The sequence below is a fragment of the Desulfovibrio sp. ZJ369 genome, from assembly GCF_011039085.1.
Classification (GTDB): domain Bacteria; phylum Desulfobacterota; class Desulfovibrionia; order Desulfovibrionales; family Desulfovibrionaceae; genus Desulfovibrio.
The window spans coordinates 18,638-45,514 of the sequence record NZ_JAAKEI010000004.1 but is presented as its reverse complement, the minus strand read 5'-3'; the positions used below and the strand labels follow the sequence as shown (position 1 = coordinate 45,514).

Sequence of the window (26,877 nt, the reverse complement as noted above, 5' to 3'; positions counted from 1 at the left end):
CCGCGCACCCTTAACCCCTCTGCAGCCATGTCACTGAAAGAACGCCTGCGCCTTGACACTGACCCCATATTTTTGATGGATGGTTCCGCCTTCATTTACCGGGGTTTTTTCGCCAACAAAAACATGCAGCGCACCGACGGTTTCCCGACCAATGCCCTGGTGGTGGTGACCCGCGTGCTGTTGCGTATTCTGCGCGAGGAGCGGCCCCGCTATTTCGCCTTTGTCAAGGACGGCAAAGGCAGGAACTTCCGGCACGAGATCTTCCCGCTCTACAAGGCCAATCGCGAGGCCATGCCCGAAGATCTCGCGCGTCAGATAGAGCCCATTCAGCGCATGGTCCGCGCTCTTGGCCTCAGGCTGGAGGTTTCCGAGGGCTGCGAGGCCGATGACTGCATCGCTTCCCTGGCGGCCCGTTTCTCGCCCGATCATCCGGTGATTATCGTCAGCGGCGACAAGGATCTGAAACAATGCCTGGGCCCCAATGTCTACATCTGGGATCCTGCGGCGCGCGAGGAAAAGCTGTTCGGCGAAGCCGAGTTCAGGGCCGAAAGCGGCGTCAGCCCTGCCCAGTGGCCGGACGTGCAGGCTCTGGTGGGCGACGCCAGCGACAATATACCGGGGGTGCCCGGCATCGGTCCCAAGACCGCGCGCCAGATATTCGAGATCTGCCCGAACCTGGAAGATATCCGGGAACATTTCGCTTTGCTGCCGCCCAAAATTCAGGACAAGCTGCGCGACCATCTGGAAGCCATGTTCGTGTGGCGAAAGCTGACCACGCTTTGGCGCAAGGCCTGCGAGAGCCTGACGCTGGAGGATCTGGCGGTGGGGCCCCTTGACGCGCCGGAGTGCGCGGCTCTGGCTGAAGAGTTTGAACTCCATGCCGTGCGCAGGGAAATGGCGGCCCTCGTGCGCCGTCAGAGCGAAACCGCGCCCCTGGCGGGCTCTGCGGCAGGGGACGGCGGCGCAGGCGATTCTGCAACGCAGGCCGCACCCGCGCCGCAGTCGGGCCGGGCCGTCGCGGGCCCTGCGCCAGCCCGGCCTGGCGCGGCGTCGCGGCCGTCCGCGCGCGCGGGGGAGCAGATGAGCCTTTTGGAAAGCCCGCAGGCGCCTGCGGCCCCTGAGCTGCGGGATCGCGAAGCCCTGCCGGACTGCGCGGGCCGCGCAGCGGCCCTGATCTGGCCGCAGGGAATGTCCCGGCCCCCGCATCTGGCCGTGGAAGGCGGTGAGGAATATCTCTGGGCCGGGAGCCCGGATGCCCTCTGTGCCTGGCTGGAGCCCGCGCGTCATCTGGTGACGGCCGATCTCAAGGGGCTCATCAGGTCGGGCCACTGCCGGAAGGATCTGCCGTTGGGCAAGACGCCGCCGCGCTGTTTTGATCTCGGTCTGGCCGCCTATCTGATTAATCCGGAGGAAAGCGATTACGGTTGGCCCCGACTGGCCGCGCGCTGGGGCGGGGCGCTGAAGATCGAAGGCCAGGGCCCGGCCCGTCAGGCTCTGGTCATGGCCCGTGCCCTGGAAGCCCGGATGGCGCAGGACGGGCTTCTGGAGCTTTACAATACGCTGGAACTTCCTCTGACGCCGGTGCTGGCCGATATGGAGGAGCGCGGCGTGGCCATTGACGCCGCTGCCTTTGAAGCCTTTCTTTCCGATGTGCAGGGCGAGCTGGACAGGCTCACGGCCGAAGTTTACGCGGCCGCGGGCACGACTTTCAATATTCGCTCCGCGCAGCAGCTCGGAGACGTGCTTTTCAACATTCTGCGCCTTCCCTCGCCGCGCAGGACAAAAGGCGGCCAGGCTTCCACCAGCCAGCAGACCCTGGAAAAACTGGCAGGACGCCACGCAGTGGTGGACAGTATTCTGCACTACCGCAAACTGGAAAAAATGCGTTCCACCTATCTGGATCCCCTGCCGCGTCTGGTGGACGCGCAGGGCCGCATCCACACCACCTTTAATCAAAAGGCCACGGCCACGGGCCGGCTTTCCTCCAGCAATCCCAATCTGCAGAATATCCCGGTGCGCGGCCCGCTGGGCAAACGCATGCGGGCCTGTTTCATTGCCGGGCCGGGCCAATGCCTGGTTTCCGCGGATTATTCGCAGGTGGAGTTGCGCGTGCTGGCGCATATATCCCAGGATGCGGCTCTGCTGGACGCCTTCCGCCAGGGGGAGGATATTCACGCCCGCACGGCTGCCCTGATTTTTGATCTGCCGCCCGAACAGGTCAGCCCGGATCAGCGCCGCAACGCCAAGACCATCAATTTTGGCCTGATCTACGGCATGGGCGCGCAAAAACTGGCCCAGGAACTCAAGATCAGCACTGCCGAGGCCAAGGATTTCATTGGCCGCTACTTTGCGCGGCTCACGGGCCTGAAGGCTTTTTACGAAGATGTGGAAGCCGCGGCAAAACGACAGGGTTTTGTGACCACCCTGGGCGGCCGCCGCCGTCTTTTGCCGGAGATCCTCTCAGCCAACGGCCAGGCCTTTGCCCTGGCGCGCCGTCAGGCCATAAACACGGTTATTCAGGGTTCTGCCGCGGACATCATCAAACTGGCCATGCTGGCCGTGGCGCATGATCCCCAGTTGCGCGAGATGAACGCGCGTTTGCTCTTGCAGGTGCACGACGAATTGCTGCTGGAGGCCCCGGAAGACACGGCCAGAGCCGCGGGCGCGCGCGTGGCCGAACTGATGAGCGCGGTGGCCCCGGGCGGCGAGCGGCTTTCCGTGCCTTTGGCCGTGGACTGGGGCATCGGGCATGACTGGGGCACGGCCCATTAGAGCGTTGAGTTGATTTCATTAGAGCATTTTGCTTTTGAAATTGAATAATTTCAAAAGCAAAATGCTCTATTGCTGCTGCCGGAGAATAAGACGCAGGGTTTCGGCTTCCGGGCCGGAAAGATTTTTGAGAGCCTGCTCCAGGCGCGCGCGCACCGCCCGGTGACGCGGCGCCAGCTCATAGAGAGAGGCGGCGGCAGAAGCGCAGACCGGAAAACCGGCTTCGTTCTGGCGGCCTCCGGCCTTGAGCCGGGCATAGCGCAGGGCCGCGTTGATGATCGCGTCCAGGTAGGCAGTGTCGCCAAAAGCCAGAAAAGCCGCCCAATACATTTGCAGGACGGTTTTTTCGGCATATATGTCCCAGCGCAGCAGCGGCGCGGGGCTGCTGCGGATCTGGCGCAGCAGGACAGCGTCCTCCGGGCCGAGGAGAGCTGCCAGCAGGGCGGCTTCGTCGCCCAATTGGGCCAGATGCGCCACCCAGGCCAGGGTGCGCCTGCCGTCGCGGCTCAAGGTCTTTGAAGGCGGCAGGATGCGTTGCCGGGCCGCGGGATCGCGCCGCAGCACCTCGGCCAGAAAGGCAGCCGCCATGAGCCGTTTCTCGCCCTGCGCCAGCGCGCCCTGGGCGTCGAAAGAGCGCAGAAGGCCGGGCAGCACGTCCGGATTCTTGTTTTGATAATAAAATTCCATGTCCCGCGCATACAGCGATACGGACTTGGAGATGTCCAGCGCGCCTGCCTGACGCGGCTCAAGGCAGCAAAGCCCGGCCAAAAGCAGGATCGGAATCCAAACAAGCGTCTTTGCCATGCGGCATCCTTAAAGCATTTTTTGATGCGGGCTCCGGCGTGTCCGGGGCAAGCCGGTCTCAGTCAAAATCGGCCAGCAACGCGCCGAGTTTCAGACATTCCAGGGGGCTTTCGCACAGCGTGGCCTTGAGCCGGGCCTGGGCCTCCTGCAAATGCGGCGAGGAAACCCCGTTGCGGATGGAACTGTGCGCTTCGAGAAAGGCGGCCAGCCAATCGCAGACCTTGATCATCTGTCCGTCCTTGGGATCCAGGGCGTCTGCATTGCAACTCTGCTGCAAGGCCTCAAATCCTGCCACTTTGACGATGTTCTCGCCGTCGCGGCGGCATTCCTGAAATTCCGAACCCACGCTCAGGCCCAGATAATAAGAAATACGCTCCACCAGCGCGGCAAAACCCTCTTCGCGCAGAGGGCGGAAAATACGCCGCTCCAGCTCGGCTTCCTCGTACTCCTTGAGAATCCCGGGCAGGCTGGCCACGGATTGCTTGACCGGCGAAATGATGTCCCGGGTCAAAAGTTCGGGCAGATCGTGGAACAGGCCGCAGAAAAAATTGTTATTGGCCCTGGCCGTGCAGGCATCTACCGAAAGGCTGAAAAAATAGGCGAAGGCCGCCACAATGAACATATGCCCGAGCACCGAGGTGGCCGGGATGCGCGGGGCCTGGGTCCAGCGGATCTGGAAGCGCAACTGCCCGCAGAGATTGGCCAGGCGGGCCAGCGCCGTATTGGGCGTGAGCATGGCCTCCATGCCCGCCAGCGAGCGGAAAGCGTCGAGACGTTCCGCAAAGGAGCGGGCAATGTCATCCATTTCATCGTCAAAGCCGTTCAAGGGCTTGAGAAGATGAAATTCCCACTGGGAAGCGAAAAGGTGGGCTGCGGTCAGAATACGCCGGACCAGGCCGCTTTCATCCGTGCTCCGGTGCCAGGCGCGCATGCGATCCCAAAACGGGCCCAGAGGGGAAAGCACAGGCTCAAGCCTGGCAAGCACATGTTCGGTAAGTTGGCGGTAATGATCCGGGTTTTCCTTGATCTTGTAAAAAACCGGCGGCTTGATGTCCGTGATGATCAGCCGGTAAAAATAGTCGAACAGGCCGCCCTCAATAATGTCGCGCGCCAGGGCCAAACGCTCCGCCGCGGGCAGATGCCGGGCATTCTCGTGCCAGAGCACGCAGGCCAGGAGCATTTTATGGGCCTGCTTGTCGATTTCCAGCAGTTCCACGGGGCGCAGTTTGTCGTTCCAGCGCAATAAATAGGCGCCGGAAAAAATCAGTTGCAGCAGGCTCTTGCGGATGACAGGCATGGAACGTCCTTGGGAAAGGGCAGAAAAACGAGGGAAGAAGCAGGGACAGGAAGGCCGCAGATCTTAACAGAACTCTGGCAAACATATATGTCAGCGGGCTGAAAAGTTCAAGTCTCTCTGTCGTTACGGTCTCTTGCTTGACACTCCCGGCCCTTTGGCGTATTTAAACCGCCTTTGCTGCGATATGCGCCGTCACCCCCGTTAGACCGCGCGTCGCCGACGAATTTTTTTCAGCCTGACGGCTGCCGCATATTTGCCTGCGAGGAGTTCAGTTTCATGAAGACGTTCAGCCCTACCCCCAAAGACATCAACCGCCAGTGGTTTGTGGTTGACGCTCAGGATCAGGTTCTCGGCCGTCTGGCCAGCCAGATTGCCCATCGCCTGCGCGGCAAGCACAAGCCCGAGTTCGCTCCCCATATGGATAATGGGGACTTTATCGTGGTGATCAACTGCGAAAAGGTCAAAGTGACCGGCACCAAGATGACCGACAAAAAATATTACCGGCACTCCGGCTGGGTGGGCGGCCTCAAAACCACCACCCTGGGCGACGTGCTGGCCGACAAGCCCTCGCGCGTGCTCATGTCCGCGGTGCGCGGCATGCTGCCCAAGAATCGTCTGGGCCGCGCCATGTTGAAAAAGCTCAAGATTTATGCCGGGGCCGAGCATCCGCACGCGGCCCAGAACCCGCAGCCGCTGAGCCTGCCTCACTAAGGAGCCATGAGCCATGAGCGAGAAATTTGAATACGGCACCGGCCGCCGCAAGACCGCCACGGCCCGTACCCGCGTTTACGCCGGGGCGGGAGGCATCACGATCAACGGGCGCTCCTTTGAGGAGTATTTCCCCCGCAAGACCCTCCAGATGATCATCCGTCAGCCCCTGGTGCTGGCGAAGCTGGCCGAAAAACTGGACGTGCGCGTCAATGTGTCCGGCGGCGGCGTCGCCGGGCAGGCCGAGGCCGTGCGCCACGGGATTTCCCGCGCGCTTTTGCTGGTGGATCCGGGCCTGCGCGCGGTACTCAAAAAAGCCGGTTTTCTGACCCGCGACGCCCGCAAGAAGGAACGTAAAAAATACGGCCTGCGCGCCGCTCGCGCCCGGTACCAGTACTCCAAGCGTTAATCTCTTGCCTTTTGCGAACCTCTTTGCAACAAGGGGTTTGTCATCGCGGGGCGAGTCGCGGCAGCGGCTCGCCCCTGCTTGTTATATGAAGAAAACCTCCCGCTAGAGCGGTTGCCGCTTTCAACAGCAAACCGCTCTAGTACAAGGGCTCACGTTCATCGTGCGGCGCTCTTGGGGACGGCTCTGTCGGCAAGGGCTGCGAAGGCTCCGCAGGCACGCCCTTTGCTTCGGGTTCTGAAACCTTTGGCCTGGCCTGGTTCAGCAGGGGCTCTTCTTTCTGTTGTCCGGGGACCACAGCAGGTTGCGCCGGGGCCGTTTGCTCTCTAGCGTCATCTGGGCGCGGTTCCGTAAGCTCCTCAGTATTGTTCGGTTCGGTCGGCGCAGCGGGTTGCGCCGGGGCGGGCTGGGGCGCGGCTTGCTGCGCAGGCGGCACGGCCGGGATGGTCAGGGCCTCGTCAGCCCGCGCGGGTCCGGCTTTCACAATATCACCGGCGCGGCGCAAATGGGACTGAGGCGCGGCAGCCAGTTCGGGCGTGAGGAGCAGGGCCGCCGGCTGGGCCAGAACGGCCGCAAACAACGCGCAGACCATAAGCGCGCCGCCCGGCTGATCGCGCCGGGTGAAGCGGGTCAGGGCAAGGGCCGCGACAAGGCAGATGGCCCCCAGAATCGGCAGGGCAGTGAGCCCCAGGATCATCTCGCGTTGCTCAGGCGTGAGGGGATGGGAGAAAAAGCGCGCCAGCCAGTCCAGGCTGGGGCCAAAGCCCGCGGCTGCCAGGGCCATGCCCGCGTGCAGCAGGCAAAGAGCCGCGAACAGATAAAAGATACGGCTGCCCAGCCTGGAGAGCCGCAACAGCGCCCTGCCCAGAAGCGGCGCGGCCAGACAGACCAAGGCCACAACCGAACCGGGCAGATCCGGCGTGATCAGGCTCAACAGGCAGCCCGAAACCAGGGCGATCCAGAGAAAAGCACTGCCCCCGTTGTGCGAACGTCTGTTTTTGCAGTAGCTCCAGGCTTCAGGCAGGGCGCGTTTCCAGGACACGCACAGCACAATGGCGAGCCAGGGAATCAGCCCGGCCGCGGCTGCGGCCAGGGGCAGCCACCAGCGCGCGTCGCTGGCCCAGGGGTTGAAAAAGAAGTGTGCGCTCAAATGCCGGAGATAGCCTTCGGCCTGGACCAGAAGGATCACGCTGCCGAGCCAGCCTGCCAGCATCAGCAGCATAAGCACAAAGCCCGCCAGCGCATCCGGGCCTTGAGCCCGGCGCAGATTGCCGCGCCAGATCAGAAAGGCGAAACTCGCCAGCAAGGGCAACAGCAGATGGAAAAGGCCGCCTGCCAGGCCTGCCAGGCCCGCCAGCACAAAGCCCGCGGGCAGGCTGAGCCAGGCGCGCTCTTTTTGCCAGCCGAAGCAGAAGCAGGTCAGAGAAAAAAGCAGGAGCGCGGCCGCCAGAGGCTCTGGGCCGGTATACTGCGGCAGCGGCGCGAACAGCGGCGCGCAGAGCAGCAGCAGGCCCGCGGCCAGGGCCGCGGGCGCGTCGAAACCGGCGACACGGCTCAGAGTCCAGACGCCCAGCAGGGCCAGCAATGCGCTCAGAGCCGCCGCGAGAGAAAAGAGCAGGTCCGTCTGCGGCACGGCAAAGAGGTCAAAAGTCTTGGCGATCCCGGCCAGAAAGCAGGAAAAAACCGGCCATTGCGCCAGATCTCCGGCCGCCGGGGCCAGCCATTGCCCGCTCTGGGCGGTCTGGCTGAAGATCAGAATGCTCCGGGCTTCGTGCGGGCAATAGAAATTGTTGCCCAAAAATGCCGGCCAGACCTGGGCTGCCAGCAAGATCAGCAAGAGGAGCGGCCCCATGCGGGCTGCGCCCCGAAAGAAACGCGCGGCCGGGCTGTCGGGCGATCCTCCGGGAGCTGCGCCGGACTTCTGCGCTTCGGGTATTTGCGTCGTATCCCGGGCCTGCGCGTCGAGCGTGGACGATGCCTGTTGCTGCGCGTCGGACTGCTGTGGGGCGAAATGCCCTGCGAACGTGTCGTGGGTCATGCTACGGCCTCCTCGCTAAAATCGTTGTCGCAGAGGCCTGTTTGAGCCGTGCTGCGGTGAAGTTCTCCAGGGTCAGCCCTCAGTACACTGCCGTCTGCTGCAAAGCTGTCTTTTTCCGTGCGGCGGCGTTGCAACGTGGTTAACCGTCGCCGCCGCGCGCCGGGCCCGCAAGCAGCACATGTCTGGCCTCGCGGGCGTCAAGTTCGATCTCAAGCGTACGCCCGCTGAGCGTCACGGCTGTGCCGTCGCCCATGTCGCGGGCCGCGCGCGCCTGAATTCCCGCGGGCAAAGAAAGCGGAACGGCGCGTTTCTGCGCGGAAAAGTTGGCCGCCAGCAGCCACCAGCCACCATCGGGCAGGGAGCTGAGCACAGCCAGGCAGCCCGGCGGCCCGGGCAGCACGGCCAGCAATGTGCCCTGGGCCAGACCTGCCTGATGCCGGGCCCGCAGCAGGCGCGCCGCTTCCTGCAAAAAACTGCGGCTGTCGGTCCATTGTTCTTCCAGCGTGCCGAAGGCCAGGGGCGCTGGCGGTGCGCCCGCCGTGCCGCTGCTCAGGCTCTCGCCCCAGAGCGGCACGCTGCCCGGACCGGTCGGCAGTCCGGCCGGGGGCTGCGGCAGATTGAGCGCGCCGGTCAGCTCCTGCGGGCCGATAAAGGCCAGGCCCGGCAAACCCATGCGCCAGCCGAGCAGCAGCAGGCAGGCCCTGCGCAGCGCCGGCGCGTTTTCCGGCCGGGCTGCCGCAGCGGCATCCAGGCCAAGGCTTGCGGCGGCCAGTGAGGCGGGCGTGATCCGGAGGCGCAGTTCTTCCGGCCGGGCTTTGGCAAGCGTTTGCGCGTTTCGCGCCAGTTCCCGGCCCTGAGGCAGATCCAGCAAAGGCCGCCAATCCACAACCTGCCAGTCATGCAGACCGCGCGCCAGGCGGCTGTGATCCACATGGGCGGCCAGCGAGGCGCGCAGCAGGGCGTTGAGCGGGCCAACATCCCCGCTGAGCAGCGCATAGGCCGTTGCCGGAGCGGTGATCGTGTCGCGCGTGAAATCCACGGCCGTGGCCAGCACGGCCGGAGTGAGCGAGGGCGGCAGCACGTCGTCCTGCATGGCCCAGCCGCCGTAGCGGTGCACTTCGCGCGCGGCGTCGTCCAGGGCTTCCAGGCCGGGCGTCAGGTGGGGGAGCCGGGCTGTCCATAAAGCGTGCAAAGCCGTTTTATCAAAAGCCGTTGGCGCGGATTCCGCAGGTACGGGCGGCACATCCAGGCCCATGAGCGCCTCAAGCCTGAGACCCGCCAGGGTTTGCCGTTGCAGGCCGGTATGCCGGATCACGGCGGCGGAGAAAATGCGCCGGGCCTGGCCCGAAGGATCCTGCCAGAGCAGCACCGGCCGCAACACGCTGCCGTTGTAGCGGTAGACCCAGCGGCGGATCTGCCCGTCCGCGCCGCGCACTTCGCCCGTGGCGGCCCAGCCGCCGGGCGTGGCCCAGGGCAGATTGTCCCTGCTCATGGCCGGGGGCAGAATGCCGCGCTCTGCCAGCGCGTGGGCTGCCTGGGGCCGCAACGGCAGGCATTCCCATTCGTCCGGCGCTTTGGGCAACAGTTCCCAGTCTTTCCGGGGCACGGCAATCATGGCGTACAGGCCGTCAAAACGTGAGGCCCGCCGGGCCTGGAGAAAGAAGTCCGGCCCCAGGCCGGTGGCTGCCGGAGGCAGCTCGCCGCCCAGCTGGATTTGCGCCTGCTCCAGCCGCCCGGCCAATTTCTCAAAATCCGCGTCATCTCCCAGGGCCGGATCAAAATTCAGGGAAGTGACGTTTTCCCCTCTGGCAGAGGGCGGAGTGTTCCTGATCCAGATGTCGCCGCGCTCTCCGGTGGGGGCCAGAAAGAGGCCGTTCAGACCCGCCTGGTTCAGAAATTCCGTGAAATGTCGCGCGTCCAGGGCCCGGAACATGGGCTGCGCGGCGTTCACCAGATGGGGATTGACGGCCAGCCAGTTGGGCGCGGCCCGCAGCAGCAGCGGCATTCGCCGGGCCGCGGCGCTGTTGCGCCAGATTCGTTCCGTGCCGGAAACTTGGGCAGTGAATCCGGGCGCCGCGCCCAGCATGGATTGCCGTTCAAGCCATTGCAGATAGCCGGGGTCGGCCCTGGGCAATGCGCTGCCCGTCCCGGCGTTTGCGTGCTCTTCCGTCTGCACATGCTGGCCTGCCTGTCCGGAAAGAGAACCTTGTTGCGTTGCCCGGCGCGCTGAGGCGCAGCCCGTGAACAGACACAAGGCGAGCAGAAGGACGAGCAGGGCGAAGGGCGGTCTGCGCAGGAGCGCAAGGCCGCGCTTGCGTCGCAGTGCGTGGGGCGGCATGGGCGTTATCTCCGTCAGACGGTGGAGGCGGGCTTTTCCTCCGCCTTGGCCAGATTCCACAGCTCATCTTTTTCATCCAGGGAAAGGGCCGTAAAATCCCGTCCCTGCTCGCGGGCCAGTTCCTCCATGCGTGCAAAACGGCGCAAAAACCGCCGGGCGGCAAGGTCCAGGGCCTCGCTGGCCTTGATGCCCTTGCGGCGACCCAGCTCCGTGATGCTGAAGAGCAGATCGCCCAGTTCGTGTTTCTGGGCCTCCGGATCGCCGTTGGCCGAGGCGTCGAGCCATTCCAGCCACTCGGCCTCCACCTGTTGTTCCACTTCCTCGTCCTCAGGCCAGGTAAAGCCGACCCGCGCGGCCTTGGAATGGATGCGGTAGGCCTTGAGCAGCGACGGCAGGCTGGCAGGCAGGCTGTCATAGAGACCGCGCGGCGCATCCGGCCCCCCGGCGTGCTCCGCGCGCTTGATCTGCTCCCAGGTTTGGAGTTGCTCGTCCAGATTCTTGAAGACCGTGTCCCCGAAAACGTGCGGATGACGGCGAATCATCTTGGCCCGGTTCCGGTTCAAGGCGTCGTCAAAACTGAAATTGCCGCGTTTTTGGTACAAACGGGCGACAAAGAGCAGCAAAAACGCCACATCGCCCAGTTCTTCACAGATTTCGGCCACGTTGCCGGAGCGGATGGCGCTGACCAGCTCGTGACTTTCCTCAATAATATAGTCGGCCAGGCTTTCCGGCGTCTGCTCCTTGTCCCAGGGGCAGCCGTCAGGGGCTGTAAGCGTGTCGATAACGTTCTGCAGTTCCTCAAGGGCGGTTTTTTCCATGATCAAGCTTTCCTGTGCTGATGTTCCGTGATTACAAGCCAAGCCGGGCGAGCAGATCCGGCGGCAGCCAGCCGCGCACCTGCTGGATCAGGGCGTTGAAATAAGGCAGGGTGCGGGAGTTCTGCATGAACGGCGCAGCGTGAAAGAACTTTTGCAGAATCAACAGCACCAGGGCGCAGAGCAACACGCCTTTGGCCAGGCCCAGCAGGCCGCCCGCCAGCCTGTCCGCCCAGGAGACAAAGGAAAAAGAGAGAATTTTTTGCAGCAGGCGGGCCAGCACGGCCACCCCGAGGATCACTGCCAGAAAAATGAGCACATAGGCGGCAATGGTCCGCCAGGCGGGATCGGCGATAGCCGTGAGATGCGGGGAGAGCAGAGGGTGATAGGCGCGCGCGGCCCAGAATCCTCCCACCAGGGAGACAATGCCGGCCACCTCGCCCACAAATCCGTGAATAAAGCCCCGCCCCGCGAAATAGACCAGCGCCAGAATGATGATCAGATCGAAAATATCCTGCCCCATGCGCTCTCCCTGCCGTGGAATGCGTCCCACCATAGCAGAAGCCATGCCGCGAGACAATCCGGCCGCTGCTGTACAGCCCGCGGGCATTGGTCTATATTCCGGGCGTGATGCGCACGCTCCCGGATCAAAAAAACAGTGCCGGAGGTTCCGGCCTCGACGCGTATGCGCCGCGCATTTGCGTGCGCGCCTGCGGGCGATCCTGGGAATTGGCGCGGGCCGCGGATCTGGAACAGTTGTGGGACGCCATGACCGACGACCCCCGCAATTTTGAAGATGAGCGCCTGCCCTACTGGACGGAACTCTGGCCCTCCAGCGTGGCCCTGGCCGAATGGCTTGCCCTGCGGCGGGAGGAAATTGCGGGCCGCGCCTGCCTTGACTTGGGCTGCGGCCTGGGCCTTACCGCCCTGGTGGGCCAGTGGCTCGGGGCGCGGGTCACGGCCGTGGATTATGAGGAAGCGGCCCTGGGCTTTGCCCGGCAGAATGCCCGGCTCAATCAGGTGCCGCAGCCGCTCTGGACGCTCATGGATTGGCGCCGGCCCGCGGTCAGGGCCGGGAGCATGGCCAGGATCTGGGGCGGCGACATCATGTATGAAACGCGTTTCGTGACGCCGGTGCTGCGTTTTTTGCAGCACGCTCTGGCCCCGGACGGCGCGGCCTGGGTGGCCGAACCGGGCCGCGCGGTGTACGAGGCTTTTCTGCATGCCCTGCACCACGGCGGCTGGCAGGGGCGTCGTGTTCATGCCGCGCAGGTGGAGCCTCTCTATGCCCAGCCTGTGCCTGTGACCGTGCAGGTCTGGGAAATCCGGCGTCGGGTCCGTTGAGTCCCGGCGCGGGCCGACTTTTTTTAACTGCCAAGGGCTGTGTTATGGGCAAACTGGCGCGCTTCGGCGTCTCTCTGGATGAGGCATTGCTTGAGCCGTTCGATAAACTCTGCAAATCCAAAGGCTACTCCAATCGTTCGGAAGCCATCCGGGATCTGATCCGCAAGGCTCTGGTGCAGGAGGCATGGCAGACGTCAGAGGGGCAGGGCGCGGGCACGCTGACCCTGGTCTACGATCACCACAAAAACGATCTGGCCCGGCGGCTGATGCGCATGCAGCATGACGACCACGAGATTATTGTGACCACCCTGCATGTGCATCTGGATCATTACAACTGCCTGGAAGTGCTGGTGCTCAAGGGCGAGGCCGCGCGCGTGCGCGCCCTGGCCGAAAGGCTGATCTCCTGCCGGGGGGTCAAGCACGGCACGTTCAGCGTGACCACTACCGGACAGGATCTGGCATGATGGAAGACGTACAAAGCCATGCCCCCACCGTGCCCCTGAGCATTGACAGGGTCGGCGTGCGCGAGCTCAAGCTCCCGCTGCTGGTGCGGGATCGTTCCCAGGGCGGCCAGCACACCGTGGCCACGGTGGATTTGGGCGTGGATCTGCCTTCGTCCTTCAAAGGCACGCATATGAGCCGCTTTGTGGAGGCCCTTGAAGGGTGGAATGAGGAACTCGGCTATCAGTCCGTGCGGCGCTTTCTGGAAAACCTCAAGTCGCGCCTGGGCGCGCGGCGGGCCTGGGCGCGCTTTTGTTTTCCCTATTTCATGCGCAAAGCGGCCCCGGCTTCCGGCAGCAAAAGCGCGGTGGCCTATGAGTGCCGCATTACCGGCGAGCTGGACGAGCACGGCCAATCCTTCCTGCTGGATGTGGATGTGCCGGTGATGACGGTTTGCCCCTGCTCCAAGGCCATCAGCAAAGAAGGCGCGCACAGCCAGCGCGCCATTGTGCGCATGAGCGTGCGGATGACCGATTTCGCCTGGCTTGAGGAATTTATCGAGATAGCCGAGGAATCCGGCTCCTCGGCCGTATTTACCCTGCTCAAGCGCGAGGACGAGAAGCTTGTCACCGAACATGCCTTCGCCCATCCTGCCTTTGTGGAGGACGTGGTGCGCACTGTGGCCCAGAAACTTTCCGGCCACGAGCATGTGGAGTGGTTCCGCGTGGAAGTGGAAAGCATGGAATCCATTCACAACCACAATGCCTTTGCCCGCATTGAGCGCCGCTTGAAAGAGGCGCGGCAGCCCTCTGCACGGCAAGCCTCGTCCTGTCCGCCGGGTCGCAGACGCAACCCGCAGCGCGGACAGCCGAAGCAGAACTCATAGCACGCCTTTTTGAAGAGATTCCGGTGCGGGCCGGAGTAAATTTTTTTGCCGCAGCGTCTTTTTTTCTTGCAGAGAATGCTCTGTCACAGGGGCCGGGCAAAGCGTTGCAGTACATGAAAAGCCTGTCCGCAGTGTAGTGCCGGGCAAGGAGCGCAAAAAAAGCGTTTTGCACTCAGGTTTTTTTATGCTACAAACGCCCCCAAGGTATATGCGATGAGCAGCATTTCCGCAGGCATGAACATCGCCGCGTCGGCCATGAATGCCCATTCCCGGGGCATGGCCGTGACGGCGCATAATGTGGCCAACGTGAATACAGCGGGCTTTGAGCCCCAACGCGCGGCGTACGCCACCGGCCCGCAAGGCCGGGGCGTGCAGTTGGATGCTGTTTTTCAAGGCTCCGGGCTTGCCGGGGCGGTTGAGGGCCCGGATGCGCTGGGCCTTACGGATTCGGCATCACTGCGGGGCGCGGCTCTTGGCCTGTTGCCCGAAGCCGTGCAGCCGAGCGGAACGGATTTGGCTCGCGAAATGACGCAGATGATCGCCACGCAGCGGACCTATGAGGCCAATGCCCAGGTCATGCGCAGCGGGGACGCCATGCTGGGAACGCTTTTGGATATGAAAGCCTGACGCGGCTTTTCAGACTGATGGGCTGCTTTGCCCGTCTTTTGTTTGCCGGGACTTTGGTCCGGAATCCGGATGAAGCGGGAGCTCCGTCGCCCCCACGCGGCGCGGCGGCGTCACAAACGGAGCAGGGCGGGCCGGAGCGTGAAGGCAGCGATATTGATCTTTTCCTGCCTGCGCCGTCAGGGCGGTCAGGCAGTCACCACCAGGGATGGAGTGCGGATGGGCACGCGTTTGAAATTGTGCGCGTTGATTATAGGGTGCGGGCTGGCTTTCGGATGCGCGGCCAGGCAGAGTTCAACGGATGAAAGCCTGCGCGTCGAGCGCTTCCGCCACTCTTACGAGGTCGCGCTTGAAAAAGAGCAGGCCCGGGCCGGGCAGCAAGTGCTCAGCAAGGCCAGATCGGCCATCGGCACTCCGTATGTGCGCGGCGGCTCAGGTCCGGGCGGCTTTGACTGCTCTGGTTTTGTGAGCTGGGCGTACAAAAGTGTGGGCGTAACGTTGCCGCGCACCGCGCGCGAGCAGTCTGTGGTAGGAGAGCGCATCAATAAGGTGGAAGAGATGCGCGCGGGCGACATTGTGGCTTTTCGCCATCCCCGGCGCGGCTATCACACCGGCATTTATGTGGGCGAGGGCAAATTTATCCACAGCCCGCGCCGTCGCAGCTCGGTGAAGATCAGTTCCCTGGACGATCCCTATTTCAGCAAGACCTTTCTGAGCGCGCGCCGCGTCAAGCTTGAAGCCGACGAAAATCTTCTGGCCCAGGCCGAAAGCCGCCTCACCGATTATGCTGAGGAAAAGGCCGTGCGCGAGTTGTCCGTGCAGAAAAAAGCGGGCAAAACGCGGCGCAGCGTCACGACCCGCCGCGCCTCGCGCAGCAAGACCGTGCAGGTGGCCGGCAAGGAAAGGTCCCGGCGCGGCACGGCAGTCGTGAGCGGCAAGGCCGCTGTTTCCAAAACGGGCCAGACAAAAGCCGTGGCTGCTGCCAAGGGCAAAAAAGCCAAAGTTTCCGCCTCACGCAAAAGCACATCACGCAAAGTGGCAGCGCATACGGCCGGCAAAAGCAAAAAAAGTTCCGGCTCCAAAAGCCGGGCCAAAAGATCGTAGGTGCAGGCCATGCTGCCTCTTCTCAGTCCGGCTGACGCTTTTCAAAAGCTGCGGGAAGGAAAAATCCGCCTGGTGGACATCCGCGAGCCCGATGAAGTGATCTCCGTGCGCGTGCCCGGCGCGGAAGTGGTCCCGCTCTCGGTGATCAAATGGGCGCCCCTGCCGCCTGCCGATGAAAAGCTGCCCATTGTCTTCACCTGCCATTCCGGCAAGCGCACGAGCGCACAGAGCGATCAACTGGAAAAACTGGCCGCGGGCCCGGCGTGGCAACTGGACGGCGGGGTCAGCGCCTGGGCCAGGGCCGGTCTGCCCGTGGAACGGGGGCATCAAGCCATGCCCATCTTCCGCCAGATCCAGATCGGCGCGGGATCTCTGGTGCTCCTGGGCCTTGCGGGCGTGTTTTTCTGGCCGCCCATGATCTGGCTCACGGCTTTGGTCGGCGCGGGGCTGGTCTTTGCGGGCCTGACCGGCTTTTGCGGGTTTGGCCTGTTGCTTTCGGCCATGCCCTGGAATAAAAAATAGCCCATGTGCCTGCCCGTCCGGATCTGCGGGCGGCTGGCGCCGAGCCCCACAGGCTACCTGCATCTCGGCAATGCCTGGGCCTTTCTGCTGGCCTGGCTGGCTGCGCGCGCCCAAAACGGCCTGCTGATTCTGCGTCAGGAGGACATCGATCCCCAGCGTTCCCGGCCGGAATATGCTTCCGCCATTCTGGAAGACCTGCGCTGGCTGGGCCTGGACTGGGATCAGGGTCCGGATCTGGGGGGGCCTGCCGGGCCGTACGAGCAGAGCCGACGCGGTGATTTCTATACGCAGGCCCTGGCCCGGCTGCAAGCCGCCGGACTGACCTACCCCTGTTTCTGCACCCGCAAGGAATTGCGTCTGCTGGCCGCCGCGCCGCATCCCGGAGATGCGGGCGCGCCCTATCCCGGCACCTGCCGCGATTTGAGCCCGGAACAGCGGGCCGCGGCCTTGCGATCCGGCCGCAAAGCCGCGTTGCGCCTGCGTTGCCCGGATCAGGCCATCGTCTTTGAAGACGGGCTGCAAGGGCCGCAAAATTTCCGATTGGCGGACTGCGGCGGCGATTTCGCGCTGTGTCGTTCCGACGGGGTGGTGGCCTATCAATTGGCCGTGGCTGTGGACGATGCGCTGATGGGCGTGACCCAGGTGGTGCGCGGGCGCGATATTCTGCCTTCCACGCCTCGCCAGATTGCCCTTTTGCGGCTGTTGGGCTATGCTCCACCTTCCTATCTGCATGTTCCCCTGCTGCTGGACAGCGGGGGAGAGCGGTTGGCCAAACGTCACCACAGCCTTGCTCTGCGGGCCTTGCGGGAAAAGGGCGCAGATCCGCGGCAGGTCACCGGTCTGCTCGGCAGACTGGCCGGGCTCAACCCGGCGGGGCGACCCATGTCCCCGGCTGAGTTGCTGCCGCTCTTCAGCCCCGCGCGTCTGCCCAGGCAGGATCTGCGCCTGGAAGAGCATGACCTGCGCGGCCTGATCCCCTGAGATCGGCTGCCCGCGCTCTCCGGAAGCCGGGTGGTCTGCCGGGGCCTTACGGCAGATCGGGCGCGGGCCGCCCTTGCAGATGCTCTATGCGAAAATGCCGTGCAGGCGCGAATCCTCATTGGGAGTTGTTATGTCTTCGCAACCGCTTGATCAGGCCTTTCTGGACGAAATTTTTCCGACCGAGCGCACTGATGCTTTTTTCGACGCCTTGTTCGGCGGCGCTGAAGAAGGCGCGTACGACATCCGGCTGGTCAGCCGCGAGATCTCGCCCACGCGCGCCTTGCTGGCTTTTGAACTGCGGCAGCGGCCCGGCAAATGCCTGGCCTGCAATCTGACCTATGGTCTGCCCGATGTATTTCAGCGCCATCCCGTGCTCAACGTGGCGGGCGTGGCCAAAGCCGTGGCCACGCGCCTGGGCTGGCCTGAGAGCGATATGCGCTGGAGTCTCGGGCCCACTGAGGAAATCAGCCGGGAACTGCACGCCATACCGCTGATTCTGGAGCGGAGTTGAACCCGGCAGCTTGACAGCGCGGGACTTTTTTGGCAATAGAAACCGGGTGTTGGCTTACCTTGTTCAGGCAAAGCAGCCGATGCGTACTTATAAGCCCTTGGAGTGAGGAGAGGGAGTAAAGTAAAATACTCCGCATGTTGCCGAGCAAATGGCAAATACGGTTTTCGCCTTTCGCTCCTTGGTTCTAGAGCAGATTACCTTTGACTTTTTATGAAAGTCAAAGGTGGCATTCAGGCGAAAAACGCGGTTTTCGCCTGAATGTACGCCGCGTTGCGGCGGCTGCCGCTTTCGCGTCAGCAGAGCATTTTCACTTTGAAAATGCTCTAAAAAGTTTTTCCATGCCGCCTTGGCTCAGCTGGTAGAGCGGCTGATTCGTAATCAGCAGATCGTCAGTTCAAATCTGACAGGCGGCTCCACAAATTCAAGAACCTGTGTGCTGAAAAAGCGCACAGGTTCTTTTTGTTCAGCATTGTGCGGCAAAGACTGGGAAATGGAGCCGCTTTTCCAGCCGTGATGCTCAGTGCGCGAGCTTGCGCGAGGTCAAGCCGCAAAGTCTCCCAATGCGGCTTCACGGGCCCAAATCCGATGCTTGCTCATGCCTTTCAGGAAGGCCTGCATAAGATCCTGAGCCTTGCCCGCGGTTACGACGCCTTCATCCTGCCTGTTTTCAAGGCCCGCGGCTTTAAGCATGTTTCCGGCCTTGCCGTGCAAGCCGATAACCTTGAGGTGCTTGAAGGACTGGCGCAGATAATGCAGGGCAAGGCCATCGCGCATAAGCATCTGCACGCTTGCATCACCGTCGGGCACGAGAACCGCGTCCACCAGCACAGAAGGGTGGGTTTGAAAAGTGCCCGCGGCCTGGATCACTTTTCCTTCGGCAGTCTTGATCATGCCCATGCGCGGGGCGCAGAATTGCGGGTGGACGCCTTCCTTTTGCAGCGCCGCGCAAATGGCTTCAACCGATTTGCCGCTCACGCCGTCGGCGATCAGCAGGGCCACGATCCGGGATCTGAGCACTTGCTTGCCCCGCGCGTACAGGCTCAAGGCCGGATCGCTTGTAATGCCGTTGACCGGCTTGGGCAGTTCGCGGCTCAACTGTTCTTTGGTCAGCTCAATGCCGAGATTTTTGGCCACACCCGATGCCAGATCCGGGTCGATGCGCGTGAGCAGATCCACGACCCGCTCGCGGATGTACGGCCGCATGACCTTGCTCAGCTCAAAGCTGAAAGCGTCGATGATATGCATCTGCTCCGGCCTGGTCTGGCTCAGCCAGAAAAGGCGCGGCTGGGCATAGTATTCGCCGAAGGATTCGCTGCGCTGACGGACTTTTTTGCCCTCCACCTGTTCGGGACAGGTTTTGAAGCCGCCGCCGGCCGGAGCATCGGGCACTTCACGCGGCCAGTTGCCGCTGATCGAGTTGGGCTCGTAATTGGCGCCTGGCTCGATCTTCATCCGGTGAAAGCCGTCGCGATGGTGATTTCTCACCGGGCACAGCGGGCGGTTGATGGGCAGCTCGTTGAAGTTGGGGCCGCCCAGGCGGTGTTGCTGGGTATCCACATAGGCGAAAATGCGGCCCTGGAGCAGGGGATCGTCCGAGAACTCAATGCCCGGAACAATGTTCGCCGGGCAGAAGGCCGACTGCTCGACTTCCGCGAAAAAGTTGTCCGGGTTGCGGTTCAGGGTCATCTTGCCCACGAGTTGCACGGGAACCAGGGCTTCGGGAATCAATTTGGTGGGGTCCAGGATGTCGAAGTCAAAGGTGTCCACGTCTTCTTCAGGGATAATTTGCAGACCCAGCTCCCATTCCGGATAGTCGCCCGCTTCAATGGCCTGCCATAAATCCTTGCGGTGGAAATCCGGATCGCGGCCCATGATCAGTTGGGCTTCATCCCAGATCAGGGAGGCGGCGCCGCAGAGCGGCTTCCAGTGGAAGCGCACAAAGCAGCTCTGGCCGTCTTCATTGACCATGCGGAAGCTGTGGATGCCGAAGCCTTCAATCATGCGGTAACTGCGCGGTATGCCCCGGTCGGACATGTTCCACATGGTATTGTGCAGGGTTTCCGGCTGCAGCGAGATATAGTCCCAGAAGGTATCGTGCGCGCTTTGCCCCTGGGGCACCTCATTGTGCGGTTCCGGCTTCAGGGCATGGACGAAATCGGGAAACTTTATGGGATCCTGAATGAAGAAGACCGGCGTGTCGTTGCCGACCAGATCCAGGTTGCCTTCCCTGGTGTAGAATTTGACGGCAAAGCCGCGGATGTCGCGCACCGTATCCGCAACGCCCCGGAATCCCTGCACCTCGGAAAAGCGCACAAAGACCGGCGTTTTCTCCTCAGGGTGATTCAGGAAGTGCGCTTTGCAAATTTTGGACAGGGGCTTGTATACCTGAAAATAGCCGTGCGCGCCCGTACCCCGGGCATGCACCACGCGTTCGGGAATGCGCTCGCGGCCGAAATGCGCGAGCTTTTCGGTATACATGAAATCCTCAAAAAGTTTGGGGCCGCGCGTGCCGACGCCCAACATGCTTTGATTGTTGGAGATTTTCGTACCCCTCTCCGTGGTCATGTCCATGCCTTCGGCAGTGACGCGGAACAGGTCCAGATCTTTGGTCTTTGCCGTGACGTTGTCGGGGGTTTTCATGCTGCCTGCGTTCATGGGCTCTTTATTGGGCGGCGTTGGCGCGGGATCCGTCATAATGACGTTTTTATCAATTATATCGTCATAGTGCGGTTCAGCGGCCGTGGGATCCGTAAACGGCGCGGAATGCGGATCTTTTTTGGAATGGGACATGCGGTTCTCCTTGGTATAGTAAAATAGAATTACATATAACTATAGACAATATGATTAAAATAGCAAGGAGATCGTGTGCTTTTTTTTGCAACAGACGGAATTCGGCTCAGCTCTTGCCGTCACAGGGACATGCCCTGAGAGTCGCAGGCGCGTAAAGGTTGCCTTGCACTGTGGCAGACAGCCGGAAAAGAAGAGAAACAGAGCCGGTAAAGCCCTTGTGAAATGCCGGGCCGCAGCAAGTGCGCTGCCCTGCGCGCGGCCGCGCGGGCTCATGCTGCGCGGGTCAGGAATGCGTTGTGGTCAAAGGTTGTGCTGCGTGGTGACTGCCGCGGCTCCGCCGCGCGCTTCCCGGTCCGTGGGCTCTGCCTCGGCGCGCGCACGTTGCTGAGCCCGCTTGAGTGCATACATGCGCGAGTCGGCCCTGGTCAGAGTGCTGTGCAGATCTGTATCGCGCGTGGGATCAAAGACGGCAAGGCCGTACGCGAAGAGCAGGGGGAAGCTCTCCACCAGCGTGGCGCTGCCGATCGCCCGCAGGTCGCGCATTTCATCATCCAGGGCCTGCCTGTCCTCATGCGGCAGGAGCGTGGCGAATTCGTCGCCGCCGATGCGGTAGGTCTCCCCCCGATCTTTGAAACGCTCGGTCAGCAGGCGGGCCAGGGCGCAGATATAGGCATCCCCGGCGGCATGGCCGCGCAGATCGTTGACTTTTTTCAGCATGTCCAGATCGCAGGCCAGCACGATCATGCCGTCCTGGCCGCCGTGCTCGCGCATCCGCTTCACATCCAGCTCAAACGCGTTGCGGTTGTTGATGCCGGTCAACAGATCTGTATAGGCCAGCTTGCGGTAAAAGGGCACGGAAAGGCGGCGCAGCAGCCAGGCGGTGGCAAAGATGAACAGCAAAACCAGCGCGCAGGAAACGAGCAGGCTGTAGGACAGGGCGTTGCGAATGCTCCCGGCGATCAGCGAGGCATCGAACTCCATGACCACTGCGCCCACGGTCTTGCCGTTGATTTTGACGGGCGTGCAGGCGGGCAGAATATCGCCCCAGTCCGTGCGCAGAACCTTGTCCGCGTGCGCGGGCTTGCCGCCCAGGCAGATACGCAGTTGAGGAAGGACCTCGGGCTCGATCAGATCGCCGATGTGGCGGAAATCCTCGGCGTCTTCCTCCAGGCCGTCCACCACATAGACGGGCTTGCCCTGGGCGTTGAGCTTGGTCGTATAGAGATAGCGCACAGACGTGAGATCGCGCACGCTTTTGAGCAGATCCTGAACTTCTCTGTACAGCGGCTGCCGGTTGTCCTCCGGCTTGTTAAGAAGAAGCAGGCTTTCGGCCGGGAGACGGCGCACCACATAGGAAAAAAGGGCGTCGGAGCTCTCCAGCGCGGTGCGGCTCACGCCATTGCTCACATAGTGATAAAAAAGCCAGAAAATGGAGACCGCAGTCGCCAGGATGGCCACTGTGACAATCAGGAGGATTCTTCTTTCCGCGCCGGAAAGCGGGGCGCTGTGGGAAGTGGTCTTCATGTCGGATCCTGTTATCTGCTGCAAGAACCTCCGCCGGGTCCGGAAAAAATACACTGCTGCCGTACCATACGCGGAAAAGGCATAAAACCGTATACACCAAGGCGCAAGGCTACTCAATAAAAACCTCAGGGCAGACGCATCTAGAGCATTTTGCTTTTGAAATTATTCAATTTCAAAAGCGGCGCTGCCATCATTTCGCGTCCAGAACGCGGTCTGGACGCTCATTCGGCGCGGGCGCCAGCTAACGCTGTCGCCAGAGCGTTTAGCTCATTTCATGAGCAAAACGCTCTAAGATAGTGCGTGCAATAATTTGTCATGCTATCATAAACGCGGGTAAGAGCCGCTTCGGCGGCGGAGCCGCATTTCGCTTCCATGAAGCCTGCGGCTTCGGGCGATGCTGTCGCATCGCCGCCAGGGCTGCCGCATACGCTGCGTCAGCCCTGGCCCACGGCGGCAAAGCTGTTGCCTCACGCCGCGCCCGACGATATACTTGCCGGCGGAGGAGCGACGTTTTCCGCAATATGTGCAGGAGGAGCCTTTATGTCCCGGGTCATAAAAAGCAGCGAGGTCACCTCCCTGATTCTGGACAGCCTGCCCATGGGCGTGCTGTTCTGCGACACGGATTACGTCATCCGTTTTGTGAACAGGGCCTATGCCGATCTGCTGGGGCAGCGGCCCGATGATTTGCTGGGCCAGGACATCACAAAGGTCATCCCCCATTCACGCGCGGCCATTGTGCTGCGCGACGGGCGGCCTGAAATGGGCGAGCTCTGCCAGATCGCGCCGGGCAATGCCGTGCCGCTGGTCGTCAACCGCATCCCCGTGCGCGACGGCCAGGGCCGCTTGATCGGCATGGTCTCTCAGGCGATTTTTAATGATCCCGAAGAGTTGAAAAAACTTTCCGCCAAAATCGAGCATCTCGGGCATAAGCTCAACCAGTATAAAAGGCGCTTCAAGGCCAGCCTTTCCCCGCAATATACGCTGGCCAGCATTCTGGGCGACAGCGCGCCCATGCGCCGCCTCAAGCAACAGGTGGTCAGCTACGCGCGCCTGGATGCCCCGGTGCTGATTCTGGGGGCCACGGGCGCGGGCAAGGAGCTCTTCGCCCATGCCCTGCACGCCGCAAGCCCGCGAACCGAAGGCCCTCTGGTCAGCATCAACTGCGCGGCCATTCCCAAGGATCTTTTTGAATCCGAGCTCTTCGGCTATGCGCGCGGGGCATTTTCCGGCGCGCATCAGGACGGCAAGATCGGCCAGATCGAACTGGCTGACAAGGGCACGCTCTTTCTGGACGAAATCGGCGAAATGCCGCCGCAGATCCAGGCCAAGCTCCTGCGCGTGCTGGAAACCCGCAGCATCTGCCGGGTGGGCTCGGTCAACGCCAAAAGCGTGGATTTTCGCCTGGTGGCGGCCACAAACCGCAACATCACGGCCATGCTGCGCGCGGGCTCCTTCCGCGAGGATCTCTACTACCGCATCAATACCTTTGTGCTGGAAATACCGCCGCTCAAGGACCGGGCCGACGACATCCTGCCCATTGCCCGCTATTTTCTTTCGCGCATGGGGCTGGAGCATGTGCTTTTCAGCCCGGCGGCCGAGGCCGCCATGCGCGCATTTTCCTGGCCGGGCAATGTGCGCCAGCTGCACAATGCCGTGGTGCATGCGGCCACCGTGCGCCAGGGCGAGGTCATTGAGGTGGAGGACTTTCCGCCGGACACTCTGCCCAGCGCCGATCTGCCCCTGCGCGCCGTGGGTTCGGCCAGCGATCTCGGCGGGATCATGGCCGACGCCGAGGCCGTGGTCATCAAAAAAAGCCTGGCCGAGCACAAGGGCAATGTGACCCGCACGGCCAAAGCCCTGCATATCGCGCGCGCCACCCTGTACGAGAAGTTGCGCAAATACGGCATCAGCCGCCACGCATGAGCCGCAAGCCTCCCGGCGCGGGCGATCCGCGCGTCGGGGGGGGGCTGGAGCGGATTGGCCGTGAAACGCGCGTTTTACGGTGAAGATCCCTTACGGCCGTTCCCCGCGCGCCAGGCGCGCATTGACCTGATCCACAAGGCCCGGCAAATCCGCGATGCTTGAGAGTACATAGTGCGCGCCCGCGTCCAGAAAGGCGCGGCCCAGTTCTTGCTCGCGGCGGCAAAGTTCCTCCACGGGCAGGGCCGCGGCTTCTTGCGCGGTCAGGCCCAGAGCGTTGCTGGTGCGCGTCACGCCCACGCTCCACATGCCCGCGTTGATGCCTTCCTCAATATCCGCAATGGTGTCGCCCGCCTTGATCACGGCTTCCGGCGGATGCACGCCCAGGCGCTGGCAGTTGAGATAGCACATCCACGGCCAGGGGCGGCCCTGGGGCACCTCGTCCGCAGTGACCAGGGCGTCGGGCTTGTACCCGGCCGCCTCGGCGCGCGGCAGGAGGCGCGCCATCATATCCCGGCTGTAGCCGGTGCAGGAGCCGATTTTAAGCCCTTGGGCGCGCAGGGCGGCAATGGCCTGCACGCAACCCGGCACCGGCGCGGCATAGTCGGCCAGGGTTTCGGGCATCAGTTCCTGCACTGCGGCGAAAACGGCATTTGTGGCCGCATCGTCGGGCGCGGAATGTTGCGCCGCGCGCCAAAGCCCGGCCAGGCGGGGCATGGCCAGCATGGCCTGCACATGTTCGCGCTTTTCCCGGCCCATGGGCGCGCGCACTTCGGCCACTTCCGGCGTAATGCCGTAGCGCTCAAAGGCGCGGGAGAACACGGCCACCGGCCCCCGGCAACCGTGATCCACGGCCGTGCCCGCCCAATCCAGAATCACGGCCTGCACCGGTCCCGTATATGCTGTGCGACGCAAAAAAGGCTTCATGGCATATCCTTTATCCTTAGAGCATTTTCCGCTGCCGGGGCAGGCGGCAATGTCTGGATCGCGCGCCGGAAAAAGAATGCAATACGGCCCCGCCAGAATGTTTGACGGGGCCGTACGATCTCTTACTTATTTAGGGAAGTACTTCTTGTCCAGCTTTTCGTACTTGGGCAGGAAGCGGGTGGGCAGGGCCAGAGCGTCGCGGCGGAAGGGCGGCGCAAGGCGGGTGCCGTCGGTCATGATTTCAATGACAGCCGGGCGGCGGTTGTTTTTGGCCGTTTCCAGGGCATTGGCCAAGTCGGCCTGGGTGTTGACGGTGTAGCCGTCCGCGCCCATGGATTCGGCGATCTTGGCGTAGGACTTGGACCAGATGTCCGCGCCCACGAAACGGTTGTTATAGAAGTCCACCTGGTTTTTCTTTTCCGCGCACCAGGCGCCGTTGTTGTACACCGTGGCAATGACCGGCAGGTTGAACTGGCAGGCCGTGGGCACTTCAAAGAGGCTCATGCCCCAGGCGCCGTCGCCGGCAATGGAGACCACCGGCTTGTCCGGGCAGGCGAGCTGCGCGCCCAGGGCGGCCTGGTAGGCAAAGCCGGTATTGCCGAAGGTCAGGGTGGCGATGTCGCGTTTGGGATTGCGGAAGCGCAGATAGCTGTTGGCCGTGGAGGAGGTGTTGCCGATGTCCGTGGTGGCAATGGCGTCATTGTCATAAATGAACTTGCCCACCACTTCCAGAGCCTTGCGGGGATGCATGCGGCCTTCCATCACCGGCTCGTTGGCGATCGCGTCGATTTCCTTGTGCCACTTGTCCAGTTCTTCCTTGACCATATTGGCCGCTTCGGTGATGTCGCGCTTGGGCATGGCCTCGCGCAACTGCTTGTACAGCTCCTGGGAAGCGTCCTTGGCGTCCGCGCACAGGCCCACGGTGATCGGGTGGGTCTTGGCGATATGCAGGGGATTGATGTCGATCTGGACGATTTTGGCCGTCTTGGGGAAGTAGTTGATGCCGTCCTGGGGCAGGGTGCCGAAATAGGACAGGCGGCTGCCGATGGCCAGGATCACGTCGGCCTTTTCCATGATGCGCATGGCGGCATGGGAGCCCATGTAGCCGATGGGGCCGCACCACAGCGGATGATCCGCCGGGAAGGCGTCATTGTGCAGGTAGCTGCAGGCCACGGGCGCGGCAATATGCTCGGCCAGGGCCTTGACCACGTCCACGCAGTCCGCGTCCACAGCGCCGCGACCGGAGACGATCACCGGGCGCTTGGCGGATTTGAGCACTTCAACGGCATGCTTGAACTGCTCCGGATTGCCGATGCCGCCGGGGGCCACGCGGTATTGGGAGGGCTTCAGGATTTCTTCATCCAGCTCGCCGTAGAAGTAGTCGCGGGGGATGTCGACCAGCACCGGGCCGCGCAGGGCGTAGGCCGTGCGGAAGCCGGTGCGCAGCACGTCGGCCGCGCGTTTGGGATGCGGAATGCGCAGGGAAGCCTTGGTGATCGGCTTGAACAGGTTCCATGTGTCACATTCCTGAAAGCCGTCCCAGCCCACGGACGCGGAACCCGCGCTGGGGGAGATGATGATCATCGGGGTGTGGGCCATGTTGGCGGTGGCCACGGCGGTCGCATAGTTGGTGATGCCGGGACCGTTCTGGCCGATGACCACGCCGCAGCGGCCGGTCATGCGGGTGAAGGCGTCTTCCATGTGACCGGCGGTCTGCTCGTGACGCACGGAGATGAAATCAATGCCCGCGGCGGGGAAGAGGTCAAGCAGATCCATGTACGCGGATCCGAGAATGCCGCTGACATGTTTGACGCCTTCTTCCACGAGGACTTCGGCCATGGCCTCGCTGGGGGTCATTTTAGGCATAGTTGCTCCTTTGCTTGCGCGCTGTTGGGTGATGATTGTCCCGCGGTCGCCCCGCCTTCAGCCGGCCCGCGCCGTCACGGCGCTCAAGGCGGCAAAGGGCAGTGGGGCAGCCCGCGGAGCCTCCATGAAGCATGTGAAAATTACTAGACTATTTGCAAAGTATATGCCGGCGCAAAATGTTTCATATCTTATTGAATTTTATACTTCTTTTAGAAAATCGCTGTCAAGCGGAGCCGGGCAGATCGTAAAAATGTCTTGTTTT

General features: G+C 62.6%; 21 protein-coding genes, 1 tRNA gene and 1 pseudogene. 13 read left to right on the top strand and 10 right to left on the bottom strand.

Annotated elements, in window-relative coordinates; all coding sequences use genetic code 11:
• Positions 1 to 27 precede the first annotated feature (27 nt).
• The gene (polA, locus tag G7Y51_RS02155) at positions 28 to 2,772 is read left to right on the top strand and encodes a DNA polymerase I (RefSeq protein ID WP_165174774.1); all 2,745 of its coding nucleotides are present in this window, start codon (positions 28 to 30) and stop codon (positions 2,770 to 2,772) included.
• A gap of 66 nt (positions 2,773 to 2,838) precedes the next feature.
• Here the strand turns inward: polA and G7Y51_RS02150 are convergent, their stop codons facing one another.
• Positions 2,839 to 3,573 carry a translation initiation factor 2 gene (locus tag G7Y51_RS02150; protein WP_165174773.1) on the bottom strand — a complete coding sequence of 245 codons (735 nt, stop codon included), beginning with the start codon at positions 3,571 to 3,573 and terminating at the stop codon, positions 2,839 to 2,841.
• A 58-nt stretch (positions 3,574 to 3,631) separates the two neighbouring features.
• Positions 3,632 to 4,870, bottom strand: a complete 1,239-nt coding sequence (locus G7Y51_RS02145; RefSeq protein WP_165174772.1) for an HD domain-containing protein — start codon at positions 4,868 to 4,870, stop codon at positions 3,632 to 3,634.
• Positions 4,871 to 5,146: 276 nt separating this feature from the next.
• On the opposite strand from G7Y51_RS02145, the gene rplM reads away from it, so the two are divergent.
• Together rplM and rpsI are read left to right on the top strand one after the other, a co-directional pair.
• Positions 5,147 to 5,581, top strand: coding sequence for a 50S ribosomal protein L13 (gene rplM / locus G7Y51_RS02140; protein ID WP_165174771.1), 435 nt, complete (start codon positions 5,147 to 5,149; stop codon positions 5,579 to 5,581).
• Between the two features lie 13 nt (positions 5,582 to 5,594).
• Positions 5,595 to 5,987: a 30S ribosomal protein S9 gene (rpsI, locus tag G7Y51_RS02135; RefSeq protein WP_165072915.1), complete on the top strand. Its 393-nt coding sequence runs from the start codon at positions 5,595 to 5,597 to the stop codon at positions 5,985 to 5,987.
• Positions 5,988 to 6,123: 136 nt separating this feature from the next.
• On the opposite strand, the gene G7Y51_RS02130 is transcribed toward rpsI, so the two are convergent.
• The 4 genes from G7Y51_RS02130 to G7Y51_RS02115 form a co-directional block, all read right to left on the bottom strand.
• Entirely contained in the window at positions 6,124 to 8,022 is a 1,899-nt protein-coding gene (locus tag G7Y51_RS02130) for a hypothetical protein (protein WP_165174770.1), read from the bottom strand.
• A 139-nt stretch (positions 8,023 to 8,161) separates the two neighbouring features.
• Complete coding sequence (locus G7Y51_RS02125) at positions 8,162 to 10,360, bottom strand: hypothetical protein (protein ID WP_206214227.1); 2,199 nt, start codon at positions 10,358 to 10,360, stop codon at positions 8,162 to 8,164.
• Between the two features lie 14 nt (positions 10,361 to 10,374).
• A complete protein-coding gene (mazG, locus tag G7Y51_RS02120) occupies positions 10,375 to 11,178 on the bottom strand; it encodes a nucleoside triphosphate pyrophosphohydrolase (RefSeq protein ID WP_165174769.1) in 804 nt (267 codons plus the stop codon).
• Positions 11,179 to 11,209: 31 nt separating this feature from the next.
• Positions 11,210 to 11,698, bottom strand: coding sequence for a CvpA family protein (locus G7Y51_RS02115; RefSeq protein WP_165174841.1), 489 nt, complete (start codon positions 11,696 to 11,698; stop codon positions 11,210 to 11,212).
• Between the two features lie 107 nt (positions 11,699 to 11,805).
• Here G7Y51_RS02115 and G7Y51_RS02110 point away from each other — a divergent pair, with 107 nt between their 5' ends.
• The 9 genes and pseudogenes from G7Y51_RS02110 (at position 11,806) to G7Y51_RS02070 (ending at position 18,004) form a co-directional block, all read left to right on the top strand.
• Positions 11,806 to 12,519 (top strand): 50S ribosomal protein L11 methyltransferase, encoded by a 714-nt coding sequence (locus G7Y51_RS02110; RefSeq protein ID WP_165174840.1) that lies wholly within the window; start codon positions 11,806 to 11,808, stop codon positions 12,517 to 12,519.
• A gap of 44 nt (positions 12,520 to 12,563) precedes the next feature.
• Positions 12,564 to 12,983 carry a nickel-responsive transcriptional regulator NikR gene (gene nikR, locus G7Y51_RS02105; protein WP_165066720.1) on the top strand — a complete coding sequence of 140 codons (420 nt, stop codon included), beginning with the start codon at positions 12,564 to 12,566 and terminating at the stop codon, positions 12,981 to 12,983.
• Positions 12,983 to 13,756: pseudogene (folE2, locus tag G7Y51_RS02100) on the top strand (GTP cyclohydrolase FolE2); the annotation flags it as partial. The gene nikR and the pseudogene folE2, both read left to right, overlap by 1 nt.
• A 303-nt stretch (positions 13,757 to 14,059) precedes the next feature.
• On the top strand, positions 14,060 to 14,473 hold the full coding sequence (locus G7Y51_RS02095; protein WP_165174768.1) for a flagellar basal body rod C-terminal domain-containing protein: 414 nt from the start codon (positions 14,060 to 14,062) through the stop codon (positions 14,471 to 14,473).
• Between the two features lie 153 nt (positions 14,474 to 14,626).
• Complete coding sequence (locus G7Y51_RS02090; protein ID WP_241160098.1) at positions 14,627 to 15,574, top strand: C40 family peptidase; 948 nt, start codon at positions 14,627 to 14,629, stop codon at positions 15,572 to 15,574.
• A gap of 9 nt (positions 15,575 to 15,583) precedes the next feature.
• Complete coding sequence (locus tag G7Y51_RS02085) at positions 15,584 to 16,096, top strand: rhodanese family protein (protein WP_165174767.1); 513 nt, start codon at positions 15,584 to 15,586, stop codon at positions 16,094 to 16,096.
• 3 nt (positions 16,097 to 16,099) lie between these two features.
• Positions 16,100 to 17,077 carry a tRNA glutamyl-Q(34) synthetase GluQRS gene (gluQRS, locus tag G7Y51_RS02080; RefSeq protein ID WP_165174766.1) on the top strand — a complete coding sequence of 326 codons (978 nt, stop codon included), beginning with the start codon at positions 16,100 to 16,102 and terminating at the stop codon, positions 17,075 to 17,077.
• Between the two features lie 130 nt (positions 17,078 to 17,207).
• The gene (locus tag G7Y51_RS02075; RefSeq protein WP_165174765.1) at positions 17,208 to 17,588 is read left to right on the top strand and encodes a hypothetical protein; all 381 of its coding nucleotides are present in this window, start codon (positions 17,208 to 17,210) and stop codon (positions 17,586 to 17,588) included.
• A gap of 340 nt (positions 17,589 to 17,928) precedes the next feature.
• Positions 17,929 to 18,004: transfer RNA gene (locus G7Y51_RS02070), tRNA-Thr, on the top strand.
• A gap of 124 nt (positions 18,005 to 18,128) precedes the next feature.
• On the opposite strand, the gene katE is transcribed toward G7Y51_RS02070, so the two are convergent.
• Together katE and G7Y51_RS02060 are read right to left on the bottom strand one after the other, a co-directional pair.
• Complete coding sequence (gene katE, locus G7Y51_RS02065) at positions 18,129 to 20,378, bottom strand: catalase HPII (RefSeq protein WP_165174764.1); 2,250 nt, start codon at positions 20,376 to 20,378, stop codon at positions 18,129 to 18,131.
• 300 nt (positions 20,379 to 20,678) lie between these two features.
• The gene (locus G7Y51_RS02060; protein WP_165174763.1) at positions 20,679 to 21,902 is read right to left on the bottom strand and encodes a GGDEF domain-containing protein; all 1,224 of its coding nucleotides are present in this window, start codon (positions 21,900 to 21,902) and stop codon (positions 20,679 to 20,681) included.
• Between the two features lie 540 nt (positions 21,903 to 22,442).
• Here G7Y51_RS02060 and G7Y51_RS02055 point away from each other — a divergent pair.
• Positions 22,443 to 23,825, top strand: a complete 1,383-nt coding sequence (locus G7Y51_RS02055) for a sigma 54-interacting transcriptional regulator (protein WP_165174762.1) — start codon at positions 22,443 to 22,445, stop codon at positions 23,823 to 23,825.
• A gap of 90 nt (positions 23,826 to 23,915) precedes the next feature.
• On the opposite strand, the gene phnX is transcribed toward G7Y51_RS02055, so the two are convergent.
• Positions 23,916 to 24,749 carry a phosphonoacetaldehyde hydrolase gene (gene phnX / locus G7Y51_RS02050; protein WP_165174761.1) on the bottom strand — a complete coding sequence of 278 codons (834 nt, stop codon included), beginning with the start codon at positions 24,747 to 24,749 and terminating at the stop codon, positions 23,916 to 23,918.
• Positions 24,750 to 24,875: 126 nt separating this feature from the next.
• Positions 24,876 to 26,615 (bottom strand): sulfoacetaldehyde acetyltransferase, encoded by a 1,740-nt coding sequence (gene xsc / locus G7Y51_RS02045; RefSeq protein ID WP_165174760.1) that lies wholly within the window; start codon positions 26,613 to 26,615, stop codon positions 24,876 to 24,878.
• Between the last annotated feature and the right edge of the window lie 262 nt (positions 26,616 to 26,877).

Coding starts and splice junctions, on each gene's coding strand:
- xsc (WP_165174760.1), bottom strand. CDS start 26,615: ATGCCTAAAATGACCCCCAGCGAGGCCATGGCCGAAGTCCTCGTGGAA.
- G7Y51_RS02085 (WP_165174767.1), top strand. CDS start 15,584: ATGCTGCCTCTTCTCAGTCCGGCTGACGCTTTTCAAAAGCTGCGGGAA.
- G7Y51_RS02145 (WP_165174772.1), bottom strand. CDS start 4,870: ATGCCTGTCATCCGCAAGAGCCTGCTGCAACTGATTTTTTCCGGCGCC.
- gluQRS (WP_165174766.1), top strand. CDS start 16,100: ATGTGCCTGCCCGTCCGGATCTGCGGGCGGCTGGCGCCGAGCCCCACA.
- polA (WP_165174774.1), top strand. CDS start 28: ATGTCACTGAAAGAACGCCTGCGCCTTGACACTGACCCCATATTTTTG.
- G7Y51_RS02075 (WP_165174765.1), top strand. CDS start 17,208: ATGTCTTCGCAACCGCTTGATCAGGCCTTTCTGGACGAAATTTTTCCG.
- G7Y51_RS02095 (WP_165174768.1), top strand. CDS start 14,060: ATGAGCAGCATTTCCGCAGGCATGAACATCGCCGCGTCGGCCATGAAT.
- G7Y51_RS02060 (WP_165174763.1), bottom strand. CDS start 21,902: ATGAAGACCACTTCCCACAGCGCCCCGCTTTCCGGCGCGGAAAGAAGA.
- G7Y51_RS02110 (WP_165174840.1), top strand. CDS start 11,806: ATGCGCACGCTCCCGGATCAAAAAAACAGTGCCGGAGGTTCCGGCCTC.
- G7Y51_RS02130 (WP_165174770.1), bottom strand. CDS start 8,022: ATGACCCACGACACGTTCGCAGGGCATTTCGCCCCACAGCAGTCCGAC.
- rpsI (WP_165072915.1), top strand. CDS start 5,595: ATGAGCGAGAAATTTGAATACGGCACCGGCCGCCGCAAGACCGCCACG.
- katE (WP_165174764.1), bottom strand. CDS start 20,378: ATGTCCCATTCCAAAAAAGATCCGCATTCCGCGCCGTTTACGGATCCC.
- phnX (WP_165174761.1), bottom strand. CDS start 24,749: ATGAAGCCTTTTTTGCGTCGCACAGCATATACGGGACCGGTGCAGGCC.
- nikR (WP_165066720.1), top strand. CDS start 12,564: ATGGGCAAACTGGCGCGCTTCGGCGTCTCTCTGGATGAGGCATTGCTT.
- G7Y51_RS02125 (WP_206214227.1), bottom strand. CDS start 10,360: ATGCCGCCCCACGCACTGCGACGCAAGCGCGGCCTTGCGCTCCTGCGC.
- mazG (WP_165174769.1), bottom strand. CDS start 11,178: ATGGAAAAAACCGCCCTTGAGGAACTGCAGAACGTTATCGACACGCTT.
- rplM (WP_165174771.1), top strand. CDS start 5,147: ATGAAGACGTTCAGCCCTACCCCCAAAGACATCAACCGCCAGTGGTTT.
- G7Y51_RS02150 (WP_165174773.1), bottom strand. CDS start 3,573: ATGGCAAAGACGCTTGTTTGGATTCCGATCCTGCTTTTGGCCGGGCTT.
- G7Y51_RS02115 (WP_165174841.1), bottom strand. CDS start 11,698: ATGGGGCAGGATATTTTCGATCTGATCATCATTCTGGCGCTGGTCTAT.
- G7Y51_RS02055 (WP_165174762.1), top strand. CDS start 22,443: ATGTCCCGGGTCATAAAAAGCAGCGAGGTCACCTCCCTGATTCTGGAC.